Annotated in this window: 12 protein-coding genes; 6 read left to right on the top strand and 6 right to left on the bottom strand. The window is 46.8% G+C overall.

Features of this window, described 5'->3' with window-relative positions; genetic code table 11:
• Positions 1–230: 230 nt before the first annotated feature.
• Positions 231–683 carry a putative periplasmic lipoprotein gene (locus tag AC0KUT_RS01955; protein ID WP_488833111.1) on the bottom strand — a complete coding sequence of 151 codons (453 nt, stop codon included), beginning with the start codon at positions 681–683 and terminating at the stop codon, positions 231–233.
• Positions 684–709: 26 nt separating this feature from the next.
• Positions 710–1,924 carry a cation:proton antiporter gene (locus tag AC0KUT_RS01950; protein WP_488833109.1) on the bottom strand — a complete coding sequence of 405 codons (1,215 nt, stop codon included), beginning with the start codon at positions 1,922–1,924 and terminating at the stop codon, positions 710–712.
• A gap of 626 nt (positions 1,925–2,550) precedes the next feature.
• Between AC0KUT_RS01950 and glnA the strand changes: the two genes are divergently transcribed.
• From glnA to AC0KUT_RS01925, 5 genes are all read left to right on the top strand, one after another.
• Complete coding sequence (gene glnA, locus AC0KUT_RS01945; RefSeq protein WP_488833108.1) at positions 2,551–3,951, top strand: type I glutamate--ammonia ligase; 1,401 nt, start codon at positions 2,551–2,553, stop codon at positions 3,949–3,951.
• Between the two features lie 139 nt (positions 3,952–4,090).
• Positions 4,091–4,624 (top strand): DUF4124 domain-containing protein, encoded by a 534-nt coding sequence (locus tag AC0KUT_RS01940; RefSeq protein ID WP_488833106.1) that lies wholly within the window; start codon positions 4,091–4,093, stop codon positions 4,622–4,624.
• A gap of 153 nt (positions 4,625–4,777) precedes the next feature.
• On the top strand, positions 4,778–5,851 hold the full coding sequence (glnL, locus tag AC0KUT_RS01935) for a nitrogen regulation protein NR(II) (protein ID WP_488833105.1): 1,074 nt from the start codon (positions 4,778–4,780) through the stop codon (positions 5,849–5,851).
• The gene (gene ntrC, locus AC0KUT_RS01930; protein ID WP_488833103.1) at positions 5,838–7,274 is read left to right on the top strand and encodes a nitrogen regulation protein NR(I); all 1,437 of its coding nucleotides are present in this window, start codon (positions 5,838–5,840) and stop codon (positions 7,272–7,274) included. Before glnL ends, ntrC begins: the two co-directional genes overlap by 14 nt.
• Before the next feature lie 480 nt (positions 7,275–7,754).
• Positions 7,755–9,245, top strand: coding sequence for a methyl-accepting chemotaxis protein (locus tag AC0KUT_RS01925; RefSeq protein WP_488833101.1), 1,491 nt, complete (start codon positions 7,755–7,757; stop codon positions 9,243–9,245).
• 135 nt (positions 9,246–9,380) lie between these two features.
• Here the strand turns inward: AC0KUT_RS01925 and AC0KUT_RS01920 are convergent, their stop codons facing one another.
• The 4 genes from AC0KUT_RS01920 to AC0KUT_RS01905 form a co-directional block, all read right to left on the bottom strand.
• Positions 9,381–10,313, bottom strand: a complete 933-nt coding sequence (locus tag AC0KUT_RS01920; RefSeq protein ID WP_488833100.1) for a GNAT family N-acetyltransferase — start codon at positions 10,311–10,313, stop codon at positions 9,381–9,383.
• Positions 10,314–11,500: 1,187 nt separating this feature from the next.
• The gene (locus tag AC0KUT_RS01915; RefSeq protein ID WP_488833098.1) at positions 11,501–11,701 is read right to left on the bottom strand and encodes a HigA family addiction module antitoxin; all 201 of its coding nucleotides are present in this window, start codon (positions 11,699–11,701) and stop codon (positions 11,501–11,503) included.
• A gap of 167 nt (positions 11,702–11,868) precedes the next feature.
• Positions 11,869–12,216 (bottom strand): DUF551 domain-containing protein, encoded by a 348-nt coding sequence (locus AC0KUT_RS01910; protein ID WP_488833096.1) that lies wholly within the window; start codon positions 12,214–12,216, stop codon positions 11,869–11,871.
• Positions 12,217–12,464: 248 nt separating this feature from the next.
• Entirely contained in the window at positions 12,465–13,799 is a 1,335-nt protein-coding gene (locus AC0KUT_RS01905) for an AAA family ATPase (RefSeq protein WP_488833094.1), read from the bottom strand.
• A gap of 761 nt (positions 13,800–14,560) precedes the next feature.
• On the opposite strand from AC0KUT_RS01905, the gene AC0KUT_RS01900 reads away from it, so the two are divergent.
• Positions 14,561–15,043, top strand: coding sequence for a toll/interleukin-1 receptor domain-containing protein (locus AC0KUT_RS01900; protein WP_488833092.1), 483 nt, complete (start codon positions 14,561–14,563; stop codon positions 15,041–15,043).
• Positions 15,044–15,045: the final 2 nt, after the last annotated feature.

The following is a 15,045-nucleotide window of genomic DNA, read 5'->3' as shown; positions in this document are numbered from 1 at the left end:
CAAGGCAGTGATCTCAGGCAAAAGCAGGCGACTTAAAAGCGGAGTTCATTGAAATAAATCACTCACCGTACCCCCGCAGTTCAGCCTTCAGACTGCTCCCGCAGCTTTTGAGCATTTTTTAACGACACAGCGACAATGCAGATAGTTTTCAACAACCTGCGAGAGAGCCTCTGAAACATTACCTTGTTTGTTCTAGCATCGTTAACATTCTGTAACCTACTTATAAAAGTTTATTGTGACGAAGCACTCGAAGACGGCGGCCCCATGCAAGGGACAGAGCAGCCTAGACCAATCTTATCTACTGAGTTTTTAACGCTTGCCGCAGCCATCACCAACAGAATCCCCGATACCAGAAAGCTATTTTTTACCCAGCTAAAGTGCCGCTGCTCTAATCGCTGAATATCTTTTAACGCAATGATGATATCTGCTGAGACAGATCCATTTTGTCGTTTCGGCCCGTCTAATTTCAAGCTGTCTCCATCAACGCCAAGGAGTTTACCTTTTACCTGCTCGCTTTCATTGAATAGGGTTACCACCAGCCTACTGCCCACATCGAGTTGCGAGAGCGAGGCCGTCGTTATTGGTTGCGTACTGGATGTATCAAGCAGCACGCGATTACTACTGCATGCCGCCAGCGTGGCAACACAAAACAGCAACAATAACCGCTTGATATACAGTTGCATAGAATCTTCTTTATTAAAATAAAAAGCTATTTCGTCCGAAAAATAAGCTCTTTCATGCGCGCTAGTTTTGGCGCCACCATGGGCACTGTCAGCATAGTGCTGAGAACCGCCATAATTAATAGTGCAGTAAAAGTTTCACTGGTAATAATTTGCTTGTCCAACAAGACGTTTGCAAAAATGATCATAATCAGCGCTTTGGTTTGCAGCAACCAGCCAATAATGGACGCTTCGCCTTTTTCCCACTTAAGAATCTTGCCTGCGATATGAATTCCTGCCAGCTTACCTGCCACAGAGGCAACTAACAGTACAGCGGCCGCAATAAACACCGTTACGCCACCCACTTGCCAATTGGTGCGCAGCCCAGTACTCAGGAAGAATACCGGCATAACAATCAGTAACACAAAATAGCGCAGCTTATCCATATCCTCCTGCTTAAACCATTCTGCATCCATCACCGCGCCCGCGAGGAATGCGCCCACCATAAAATGCAATCCAGACCAGTCTGCAAAATAGCCGCATACACCTAACCAAATAAAGATTACATACCAGCGATCATCATCTTTTAATCTGATCATTAGCTTACGAAATAAATAAGCGGCAATAGCAAAGCCCACCAAGAACATACCCTGTCGAGTTACGCGCTCCCAATCGAGCAAGATCAGCGCCAACACACCCCAAATTGCTATATCGTCTAAGCTGGCATAGCGCAAAATACGCTGACCAATGGGCTGCCGTAAAATATTCAATTTTTCCATAAGCAGTATCAGTATAGGCAGCGCGGTTACCGCGCAGGACATACCCACACCGAGAACAAATTGCCAAGGCATGCCTTTGTCACCCATCCAGCCATCGCTAAAATAAAGTAAAAATACGCCGGCACCACAACCAAACAATAGCGGCGTGCCTAGCGCCAAACCTGCAGTAATCCCGCTTTCACGCTTGTACTCCCAGACTTTTTTTAAATCCAACTCAACGCCGGCAATCATCACAAAGATCATCACCGCCCACCAGGCAATTCCATTAAGCGACTGTATCACTGGCTGATTAAAGACAAATTGGTAGTAGTCGGGGAACACGGCTCCTAGCACGCCAGGCCCTAAGACTATGCCCATGATTATCTGAACTACCACCAAAGGTGCCCAATAATCAATACACCCCAAACGCCAGATTAAATAGGGAATGGTGAAAATAATAATCATGGCGATTAAGAAAATTTCTGTCACGTTCATAGTGTGCGTCATCTGACAACCTTAAGTCCTTAGTATGTAAACCCGTCGATAAAACATTAATGGGCCTATAAATTTATACTGCCCTGCAATAAACCACGCTAGCGCCCCGCTTTTTACTGTACAGCACACGACAGCGCAATCAGACTTGGATAATTTTTCACTATGAGCATCTGTTGCAGCCATTAACGGGTGGCATAATCAGTACACCTTAAATATGCAGCGAGTTCCCTTGAAGGGCAAAATTTTATTGTGATCATCACTTAATCCCTAGCCCTGCGCAGGGCTATGGCTTAACATGCCGAGGCCATTTGTGCATCTAAACGAGGCACGCCCGTGAAGGCGCAGAAATAGTGCAATCCGCATTATTAATGCACCAAAAAAGAGCAAAAATATTAACACATGCAGCTTACTTTGGCCGCAACAGCTTATTTTCACACGGCTGCTGCTATTTTTTTTAGATGGCATAAGTTTTGCCCTATTTCTGACACCCTGCTCTCGTCGAACTCCCTTAGAGCGCGAGCCGAGGTAGAACGAGGGAAATAATTCGAATAGTCGCTGGTCTACCAAGCTGTCTACTCATAATGCAATAACTTTCTCAATCCCGTAGCCCTGCGGCTATTACAACCTGGAGGCATTCCATGTCTAAGACTTTAGACTTGATTAAAGAACACGAAGCTCGCTGGATCGACTTGCGCTTCACCGACTTTAAAGGCAAAGAGCAACACGTTACTTTCCCTTCAAACGTTGTAAACGACAGCTTCTTCGTTGACGGTAAAATGTTTGACGGCTCATCTATCGGTGGCTGGAAAGGCATTAACGACTCAGACATGATTCTTATGCCTGATGATGAAACTGCCGTTTTGGATCCTTTCTACGACGAAGCGACCATCAATGTTCGCTGTAACATCGTTGAGCCAGCAACCATGCAAGGCTACGACCGCGACCCACGCTCTATCGGCCTGCGCGCTGAAGAGTACTTGAAGTCTACCGGTTTGGGCGATGTTGCTTTGTTTGGTCCAGAGCCAGAATTCTTTATCTTCGATAGCGTTCATTTCCACAGCTCAATGGGCGGCGCGTTCTACAAAATCAAATCTGAAGAAGCTGCTTGGTCATCAGGCGATGACGTTGAAGGTAAACACGGCCACGCACCACGCGTTAAAGGCGGTTACTTCCCAGTTGCTCCTGTTGACTCATTGCACGACATCCGTGGCGCTATGTGTAATGCCATGGAAGCTATGGGCTTGGAAATTGAAATTCATCACCATGAAGTTGCAAACGCTGGCCAATGTGAAATTGGCGTAGGTGCTAACACTCTGGTTAAGAAAGCCGACGAAGTTCAAATTCTGAAGTACTGCGTACACAACGTTGCGCACCAGTACGGCAAAACTGCGACCTTTATGCCGAAGCCTTTGATTGGCGATAACGGTTCAGGTATGCACGTTCACCAGTCTTTCTCTAAGAACGGTAAAAACCAATTCGCAGGCGACGCTTACGCTGGTTTGTCTGAAACTGCTTTGTTCTACGTGGGCGGTATCATCAAGCACGCTAAAGCATTGAATGCTTTCTGTAATGCGTCTACCAACTCTTACAAGCGTTTGGTTCCAGGCTTTGAAGCTCCAGTAATGTTGGCTTACTCTGCGCGTAACCGCTCTGCTTCAATCCGTATTCCTTACACCGTTGGTGAGAAAGCAAAACGTATTGAAACTCGCTTCCCAGATCCAACTGCTAACCCATACCTGTGCTTCGCAGCCTTGTTGATGGCGGGTATTGACGGTGTTCTGAACAAGATTCATCCGGGTGAAGCAGCGACTAAAGACTTGTATGACTTAGAGCCAGAAGAAGAGGCTTTGATCCCACAAGTGTGCTCATCTTTGGAAGAAGCTTTGGCTTCACTTGAAGCTGACCATGACTTCTTGTTGGCTGGCGGTGTATTCTCTAAAGACTTCATCGACGCTTACGTTGACCTGAAGAAACAAGAGATTCAACGCGTTAACATGACTCCGCACCCAGTAGAATTCGAACTTTACTACAGCGTGTAAGTCATACCCAGGGAGCGGTGACTAGCTGCACGCGCAGCACACCGCACAACCTGACGAAAAAGCCCGCAGCTTAACACTGCGGGCTTTTTCTTTGGTGCCAGCAGGAGTAACCTGCAGCTAACAACATGAGGATAGGCCTATGCGAATAATCTTATTGATAGCGCTATTAATAGCGCAGGGCGCACTCGCGGATATCTATAAAACCCACGACAAGAACGGTAACGTCGTGTACACCGACAGCCCAAAATCCAATGATGCTGAAAAAATTCAGCTAAAAGAAATCAATACCACCCCCAGCATCACCCCAGACGCAAATGCCACCCCCCCACAGCGCCGCAACAATATAGACTCAACCCAGTACGAGATTAGAATCATCAGCCCCAAAAGTGATGTAACCATACCGCCAGGGCAGCGCGACCTTGCCATAGCAGTACAAGTCAACCCAGAGCTTGGCAACGAACACTTGCTTGTGTACTTTATGGACGGCGAGCTATTAGAAGAAAGCCAAATGAACAATATTGTGGTGAAAGATGCACCGCGCGGTAGCCACACGCTTGTCGTTGAAGCCATCAACTCGAATGGTCAATCATTGGGCATATCTACCCCCACCATCGTGAACATTATTCGCCCCACCGTCCAAAAAGCTGCACCAATTAAACCCAAGGCAAATTAGCCGCACCATATTGGCGCAATGATTTCACTGATCCATCACCTTTACCCTCTATAATGCTACTAAAGCCGCGAAGCAAGCTCCTTTTTTGAGTTGGTTTAGTTTTTGCATATTTCAATATGCCCATTGTAGAGGCGCTCAGGAGACGAGTAACCGGTGAGTCCGCGCGACATTTATAAACCTATATTAGACAGCCTCAGCACCGCCATTATTCTGGTGGATAGCGAGCTGCTGCTATGCCATATGAACCCCGCCGCCGAGGCGCTCCTTGCCATGAGCTGTGAGAGCAATACGGGCGAGCCCATTACCTATTTTTTCCACGAAGCGGAAGAGACCGATCGCCAACTCAAAATAGCGGCGGCGCAAGCGAATCACTACACCAAGCGCCACGCAGAGTGGCATCTACTCAGTGGCGGCCACATTACCGTGGATTATACCGTGACACCTTTTGGCGACCATGAAGGCTTGATAATCGAAATACAGCCTATCGACCGCCTGCTGCGCATCAGTCGCGAAGAGATGCTCGCCAGCTCCCATGAAACCACCCGCAACCTCGTGCGCGGCATGGCCCATGAAATCAAAAATCCACTCGGCGGCATACGCGGTGCGGCACAGTTGTTAGCACGCGAATTACCCAACTCCGATTTGACCGAATACACCAGTGTCATCATCGATGAGGCTGACCGCCTGCGCAATTTGGTCGACCGTATGCTCGGCCCGAATCAGTTACCGCAGTGGCAATCGCTCAATATTCACGAAGCATTGGAGCGAGTCACCAGCATTATCAAGGCAGAAAATAGCGATGCACTGAAGATTGTACGCGACTACGACCCTAGCATTCCCAATATGCATGGCGATAAGGAAATGTTAATTCAAGCGCTACTTAACATAGTACGCAATGCCATGCAGGCGCTGCTAGAAGCCCATGTCGTTAATGGCGTAATACAACTGCGTACGCGCATTCACCGCCAGTACACCATTGGCCGCAAGCATCATGCGCTGGTCTGTCGCGTCGATATCATCGACAACGGCCCTGGCATTCCCAGCGAGATGATTGAAAACATTTTTTACCCGATGATCTCCGGGCGCGCCGAAGGCACTGGCTTAGGCCTTACGATTTCGCAACACCTGATACATCAACATCACGGCCTGATCGAGTGCCAAAGCGAACCGGGAAAAACCCGCTTTTCGCTCTTCTTACCCATGGAATCACAATATGCAGAAGTCTAATAAAGTTTGGATTATCGACGATGACCGCTCTATCCGTTGGGTGCTGGAGAAGGCGCTGCAACAAGCGAATATTGAAACACGGGTGTTTGACTCAGGCGACAGCGCCATGGGGCAGCTTAACCGCGATGTACCCGATGCCATCATCAGCGATATTCGCATGCCCGGAACTGATGGCTTGACGCTGCTGAGCAATCTTCACAGCACTCACCCGAATATTCCGATCATTATTATGACCGCCCACTCCGACTTAGACAGCGCGGTAGCCGCCTATCAAGGTGGCGCGTTCGAATATCTCCCCAAGCCTTTTGATGTCGATGATGCCGTTGCTGTAACCCAGCGCGCACTTGCACATGCACTGGAACAACAAAGCGAGCACGGCACCAGTATTGAGCCAGAAACCAACACCGAGATCATCGGTGAAGCGCCTGCTATGCAGGAAGTTTTCCGCGCAATTGGCCGCCTATCGCAATCGAACATTACCGTATTGATTAACGGCCAATCGGGTACCGGTAAAGAGCTAGTCGCACGCGCTTTACACCGCCACAGCCCGCGCCGCAACGAGCCCTTTATCGCACTGAATATGGCAGCCATTCCCAAAGACTTGATGGAGTCCGAACTTTTCGGCCATGAGAAAGGCGCCTTTACCGGCGCCGCTTCGCAGCGCCAAGGCCGCTTTGAACAGGCCAATGGCGGTTCACTCTTTCTAGATGAAATTGGTGACATGCCCGCCGAAACCCAAACCCGCTTGTTGCGAGTGCTGGCAGATGGCGAATTTTATCGCGTAGGCGGCCATACACCGGTCAAGGTAGATGTGCGCATTATCGCAGCCACGCACCAAAATCTCGAAACCTTGGTAGCTGATAACCGCTTCCGTGAAGATTTATTTCACCGTTTAAATGTTATTCGTATTCACATCCCTAAACTAGCCAACCGTCGCGAAGACATTCCTAAGCTGGCGCGCTTCTTTCTACATAAAGCGGCGACTGAATTAAATGTCGACCCCAAAGTATTGCTGACAGAAACTGAAGAATACTTCTGCGGGCTGCAATGGCCAGGCAATGTGCGCCAACTGGAAAACACCTGCCGCTGGATTACCGTAATGGCATCTGGGCGCGAAGTACATATAGAGGACTTGCCGCCAGAGCTGCTTGAACACAAGGACACCAGCACCCCTGCTGATGACTGGGAAAAAGCCCTGCGCCACTGGGCCGACCAAGCCCTCGCACGCGGCCAACACCAGCTACTCAGCGAAGCCGTACCTACCTTTGAACGCGCACTGATCGAAACCGCGCTGAAATACACTGCGGGCCGCAAGCGTGATGCTGCCAATTTGCTGGGCTGGGGCCGCAATACCCTCACCCGCAAACTAAAAGACCTTGGCATGGCATCTGGCTCCGATGCCGATACTGATGGCGACGATTAACGAGACCTGCAGCCGCTGAAACCAGCGGCTGCGCACTCTACTCTCCCCCACTCTATTCCAATCTATTTGCCCCCCTCGTGCAGACCAATTCTCCCGTTTTATTACCTATTATTTAACGAACGCGTGTCGCCTAAATAATTCTTTACCTATCTTTCACCACTTCACCTGCAACATCTAAAAGCAGCGTCTATACTCAAGCTTCAGTGTTAAAAATAGGCTCTGTACAGCTTTAGCGCAGCCATATTAGACAGCTAAAAGTAAAATAACTAACCTGCGTCTAAGCAATAATTTTTAGTTAAAAGATCTGAATTCTCACAGCAGCCAAAAGATGGACTACATTTAAATCATGAAAAGTACTGCATTATTTCGATAACTAGCCGCTATAGATGTAGTTACACGCGTTCACACAAATGCAAACGCACTAAGCGCATAGTGATAACAAGAATATTTGATAGCTAACCGAATTTTTCGGGGGAACACATGGTACAAAAATCCTTACTCACAAAACTCATGCTGGTGCTTACACTGGCCATGGTTATCATTGCCGCGGCAGTTGCTTTTATAAACTACCGCATAGCTGCCAATGGACTGGAGAAAAAGCTAAATGCAGAGATAGCCGCACTTATAGAGCTCACTAACAGCTCATTATTGGAAGCTGTTTTTGCCTATGATTTTCAACAGGTAGAAGCAATTTCAAAATCTCTGGTCAACACTGGCCTCGTCACCTCAATTAATGTGATTGATCACCGCGGCCAAGTACTCGCCAAGGCAACCGACGATAACCGCAGCGAAGGCCAATTGCAGCGCAAAGCCTTACCCATTGTCTATGATGGCAACAACATAGGTAGCTATGACATCAGCTTCACGACTGAAGAGATGCATAAAACACTCTCAGATCAAGTGCAAACTACCTTGTTCACCGTAATCGCACTCTTAGCCGCCAGCTTGATTAGTGTTTATTTGCTTATGCGCAGCCTCGTATTAGCACCGGTTGCAGAAGTAACCCTATCCCTTTCCAGTATTGCCGATGGTGGTGGCGACCTTACTCGCCGCTTGCCCACACACAGCCAAAATGAAATTGCTGCGCTGGCGCACAACTTCAATCGTGTAATGGAGCATATCTCCGGCATTATTCGCAATGTTGTCGATGTGAATGAGAATGTACGCTCTAATGTCAGCACCATGGGTGCTGCCACAGAAAGTACAGTTAGCTCTACTGCACAGCAACTGCGCGAAATTGAATTGGTTGCCACCGCCGTTGAAGAACTTTCGGCATCAGCCAATGAGATTGCGCGCCACGCAGGCGATACCGCCGAACGCACCACCGCCACCAGCGTACTCGCAGAGGAGGGCAATAAAATTGTTAGCCTGTCGCTCGACAATGTTAACCGCCTAACAAGCCAAATCGAATCAACTGCGCAAAAAATCCAAGTATTAAAAGACAGCTCCGTCAATATTGGTTCAGTAATGGAAGTAATCCGTACCATTGCAGAACAAACTAACCTACTTGCACTTAATGCCGCCATTGAGGCAGCACGGGCAGGTGAACAAGGTCGCGGCTTTGCGGTAGTAGCGGATGAAGTTCGCTCACTCGCGCAAAAAACACGCGCCTCCACTGAAGAAATTGAATTGATTATCGTGCAGTTACAACGCGCGGCCGATGAAGCTCACCAAGCCATGAGCACCAGTACTGCAGCGGCACGGGATACTATAGATACCGCCTCTCGTGTTGGTGGTGCCTTGGATAAAATCCGCGCAAACATCAGCACCATTAATGATATGAATCATCAAATCGCCACCGCATCTCATGAACAAAACACCGTCGTGAATGAGGTCAGTAAAAACATTACCGCTATTCACGGGTTGTCTGAACGCGTCGCCGAAAATGCTCAAGTCGTCAACGAAAGTGGCAACCGCCTAAATCGTGAAACGGGCGAACTGAAAAAACAAATCGACAGCTTCAAAGTATAAATCCCCACGCTTAACAACTAGCTACAACATAGCTATTCGAGACATAAAAAAACCCAGCAACGCTTGCTGGGTTTTTTATGTTTTATTATCTATAACTCCCACTAAGTGATCCCGATACGATAACCGAATGAGCCGCTACTCACCCCCATTAGCCTCCGACGACTTAAAGGGCAAGCTCTGCGCAGCCTGTAGGGCATAAGTCTTAATAGTCTCCGCCTCTTCGCGCACAAAGTTACCTATCGCATGATGAAATTGTGATTGATATAGGTAATGTGTTGAATAGGTAATTTGCGGCTCGAAGCCTCGCGCTAACTTATGCTCCCCTTGCGCGCCACCATCAAATCGCTGCAGGCCATTTGCTATAGCATAATCAATTCCCTGGTAGTAGCAGGTTTCAAAATGCAAAAAATTATATTCATCAAAACACCCCCAATAACGACCATAAAGTGTGGTGCTATCACGCAGGTAAAGTGACCCCGCAACAGGTACTTCCAAACCGTCCGAATTAATTTTATAGGCCAGAATTAACAGTAATTGCTCAGCCATATGCGCACGAACCTGCTGAAAGAAAAGTTCAGTCAAATAGCCCTTATGGCCGCTGCGCTTTAAATAGGTGGTGCAATAGAGCTGATAAAACAAAGCCATGTGAGCCTCGGTCAGCATGCTGCCTTCGAGAGTTTTAAAGTGGATGGACTGTTCGCGCACCTGGCGCCGCTCTTTCACAATATTTTTACGCTTGCGCGATTGCATGGTCGCCAAAAAATCATCGAAGTGTGCGTAATGGCGATTAAACCAGTGAAACTGACAACCCAAGCGCAGGTGCATAGACTCAGCTTCCAAGGCCTGCGCCTGCGCCTCTGGCGGAAAAAGGCAATGCCAGCTCGATATCTGTTTGCTAGAAGTCATCGCATTTATAGCCGCCAACACCTCAGCATTATTAATGTCCGCGCCGCTATCTTGTAGCCAGCGCGGCCCAAAACAGGGCGTAAAAGGAATGGCATTAATCCATTTGGGATAGTACTCATAGCCATGGCGCTGATAGGCATCAGCCCAAGACCAATCGAACACTTATATCGACACTGCTAAAATTGACTAAATCTGTCCGAGATGAATTAATGATATTTATTTTCCACAAACGTATCTAATGCAATTAGCCATACATTACAACATAACGCGCTAAAAGAAAAACTCAACTAAGTATTCCCAGATGACGGTTCTTTGTTGATTCCAAATATTCGCTTTGGGTACAAATGGACCCATTTGAATACATTGAAAATTGCTTCAGGATAATCACGTCGCATAACGGTCAAAAGCGGTCTTAAAAATTGAATTTAATGTACGGCATGCTTTTGAACTCACTTGTGCCCAAAGCGCCCCCCTTTTTTTTATGAGTGCCATAGAAGGACTGGACTATAACCGCAAAATCTGTATTAGTTTGCATTGCCATCGCGGCTCTGCTGCTTGACAAGATTAATGACCCACCTTGAGTTTGAACTGTGACCGACTCCAATGCACAAGCTCTTAGAAGGTTGGCCGAGGCCCAAGTCGCAACTATTCTCAAACAATTGCCGAGCGACAACATGAGCCGGTTTGTCTTGTTCATCGAAGTGGTCCGAACGATGGACTATTGGGGCATACATGCCCCGACCCAGTTCGATGACAGTGAAAATGTCGGGCAATCTTTCCACCTGATGTGCTGGGGATGGAACCGGGTTGTCCCCGAACCCTTACACCGCTGAATCAAACTGGCGCATTCTCCCTAATGGAAAGCACTTATGAATCCCGTGGCTACGCCGCTGCACTCATGCAGAAGTTTGGTAAGGTATCTCTTCTGCGCCGCCTTTGCGACATGAGTGAGCGTGGCATTATGAAGATCACCAGAGCGGGAGATGAGTTTCAAATACGCATGACCGACGACGCCCGAGCACAGTTCGCAGATGCGACAGAGTTAGACAGACTCCAGACTGTCGGTTCACCATAAATTGTCACTGAGGTTTAATCATAACTTATCAATTTAATACTCGTTTAGCACTCATAAGATGACGCAATCCGAAAATACTTCACCCGTTTACAGGCATTACTAATTTATTGAATTTTATTGAAAAACTTAGTTTGTGGTTGCGGTTGATGCTGCGTGTCGGCGCTTAGGATGATGATTCCGGCTATAAACCTTGCTTGTTTTGCGAAAGGGTTATGGCTCATGACTAGCGGGCTGTCAGTTTTCGGTTGGGAGCGGACTAATAGAATCCTATGATTTATAACGCTGCAGTTGATTTTTGCTTAACTTTCCACAAATCGTAATTACGCTGCATTGCCATCCAGCTCTCGGGGCTTCGTCCAAAAACCTTCGAGAGTTTAAAGGCCACGATTGACGAAACTGCCGATTTTTCATTAATTAAGTAGCTGAATTTGCTCGAACTAACTTTCAGGTTATTCGCAACGTCAACGGATCTCAAACCATACGGCTCCAGATAGGTACGCTTTATGAACGTCCCCGGATGCGCGGATCAAATTGCAACATTGTTGGGTCTCTATGAATGATATGTTTTAGTGTTAGGCTAAGAGTGGTCTTCCCGTCCTAAAAAAGTTGACGGTTAAATGTCAATGGTTGACTACGTAGCAATTAGTCCTTGTCAGCGCTGTTGCGGTTCCGACCCGTCTGGTTTACCTCTGAATAATGACCTTTAAAAATACATTTTAAAATATCCGGATCACCGGTTTCTGTCCACCCAAGCAATTTTACCGCTCCACTCGATGGATCGGTGTAGCACTCTGCGATCGGTAAATGATTGGTATCGGGTACCGGCATCCATCCAATGATGTTGACCCCTTCCGGAATATTGAACCACTTGCCATCTGCAGCGTAAATGTCAGCAACACCGCTATTCCCCCGACCTGGCCAGTAACCCAGATACAAGGCAATGACGACTTCCATATCCTCGGGCATGCTTTTATTGCAATCAATCCACATGATTATTACTCGTCATTTATAGGAGTTCAACCACTGCCGCTCTTTTGCGGCCGCACAATCTCATAGACCAATTCAATTTATTTTTCTGGCGCTTTGTGCTCAAACCGGCCCTTCACTGAACTCTAAATACCTAACTCTATTAAGCTCTATCAGTACGTACAACCTATTCGAATGAAGGTCGAGCTCCGCCAATCTTTAGTAGATGTTGTAGTGCATTGTTAAAATTGGTTGATCAGAACAATAGAATTTTATAATTCATATTCGTATGAATGACCAGAACCATATTTACCTTCTAGATATTCACGCCTGATGTCTTTATCGTGTCTAGGGTTGAATTTCTTATGCAATGACGATAATTGTGATGCCCCATCGATTTTATGAATAAACCAAATTACATCACGACGCAACAATTTTGTATCAAGTAAATTTGTATCATGCGTAGAAACAATTAACTGAGATTGTGTTTTATTTTTATTTTTGAGAAAGGTATGCAACAGTCTTTTTGTTATCCCAGGATGAAGACTTCTATCCAGCTCATCTATACAGGCAACGGTACTACTGTCAGTTGCCATTAATTCGTAGAATAGAGGTGCTAGCTCAATAATTCTCCTCGTTCCATCAGATTCCTCCTCTAAGTCAAAGGTAACCAAGCCATCACTTCCAGAGCATTTATGCTGGGTGAATATCTTAATTAATTTTGCTTGGCCTTTATTATCTCTGAAAAAAACCATTCTGTTTCCAGTCAGGGGATTACTAATAAATACGCCTTGTTTCTCTTCCAAGTTTTCTTCTATTTCAGCAAGAATTATAGGAGGAATTCCCTGTATGCTCTCAGGATCCAAAAAATCTGTTTTCAAATCGACGACACTAGGATCAAAATGCCTAAGCAGGGTTTTCAGAAACGTTGTAAATTCCTTGTCATCTTGCAACTGAAACTCGACCCCATGGCTAATACTTTGCGGAGTAAAAATTTTCAAACTTTTGTCAAACCAATTATATACAGGTGCAAATTTTGTGAAGTTTCTTTCTACCGATTCAGTTAAAAACAATTGATTTTTTCTGGTTCCTTCAATATTAAACTTGTAAAACATTTGCTCCTCTTTACTAAGAGTTTGAAGAAATGGCCCAAACCTGTATGACCCTCCCTCATTAGAGGAGCGCTCAAACATAAGTTTGGTTGAATTCTTGTTCAGGATGCTCAGCTTTTCATGAAGAACCTGGTCATGAGACAGGCTGAATTCATATTGGTACGTCGTATCGTCAGCCAAAATCTCAAAATGAAAAATCGAGGGTTTCGTTTGATAGGATTCATCAAGTTTGAATATGGTGCTTCCTATTAACTTATTTGGTCTCACGCCTCTAGTCACGAATCGTTTCGCGAATTCTAAAGCCCGAATGAAATTGCTTTTACCGGAAGCATTTTCCCCATAAATAACTGCCGCCCGTAACACTTCGGTCCCTCCGTCCTCGTCAGCGGAATAGACATGCTCGTTTCTATGCATCTTTTCGCGCGTGGGCGCAAGAGAGAGTTCTGCCCTGTCGCGAAACGAGCAAAAATTACTAAATTCAAACTTCAATAACATCGGTGCACATCCAGACTGGGTGAAAAAATCGAGTTTTTGTCAATGATAGACCACCAAAAAACAAAAGAATCAATTGTTTGCGAGATTTTGTCACGCAAAGCTTGATTTGAGACGCGCTTATCATTATTATGACCTTGTTGCGTGAAAATATCTCCCAAAAGTAAATTTTACCACCTTTTTACGAATTTTATTTGCTTATCGGGAGGGGTTTTCACATAAAAGTAGTTAAATAGTTGGGATATGTCTGGCGGCATTTGATGTCGACTGCGCATCACCTAAGTAATTTATATCTATGCCGGAGAAAAGTTATGAGTATTAAGCCAGGTCCAAAAAGAACAGCCAAATCCACTGGGCAGCCAGATAAGCGTCAACGGGATAATAAGGATACACCCGCAAATACACCGTCGCTTAAGCCACACAAGCATAAGAAAGGTGATTAGCTAATAGATCGTGTTTTGAGATAACGGAATGTGAGGTTGAACAATGATAAATGGTCTCTGCCCCACCTATTGCACTTTAACAACTGAAAGGGTTGCAGCGTGGCTAGATGTACAGCACCAGTAGAAGGGCATCGTTCAGCAAGCGCTGCGGCGGCATGCCCAGCATGTCGTGGCCGCTCTGGTCGCTCCAGCGGCTACAGTATGTACGAATCGCCTCGCTATTCGCCCACTGCCTACGCCTCACCAAGCAATGGTGGGGGCGGGCGAAATAGCGGGTCTAGCGGTGGCGGAAGACCACGCTGGTCAAATGCAGGCTCTTCCTTGTCCTACACAGTTGCGGAGGTGCGAGCGCTCAATCCCATTCGCGATACCGTCGAGAGGCGAGCGACCGAGCCTGACCTTCGTGATGTATTTCTTTGTCATGCATGGGATGATCGGCAAGGGGTGGCAAAAGAACTTCATGATTTGCTTGTGTCGTATGGAGTCTCGGTTTGGTTCAGCGAGAAGGATGTTGGACTCGGGGTTGGGCTGATGCGCGCTATCGATAAAGGATTGGCGAACTCACGAATAGGGTTAGTACTGGTGACCCCTGCGCTGTTGCGCCGTCTGCCCTCAGAGGGAATCGCAGATAAAGAGCTTTCGGCACTTCTTGCGAGAGAGCAGCTCGTTCCTATTGTGCACAACACGACCTATGAAGCTCTCCGTAATGTCAGTCCCCTGTTGGCCTCGCGAAGCGGTCTGAGTACCGAGGAAGATTCGATGAGAAATGTCGCAGCCAAGCTAGCCGAGCTAGTTACCCTCTAGCT

The organism is Cellvibrio sp. 25HG11W-0 (assembly GCF_057815475.1).
Note: the sequence above shows the minus strand (reverse complement) of the source record. Positions and strands in the feature narration are given on the sequence as shown.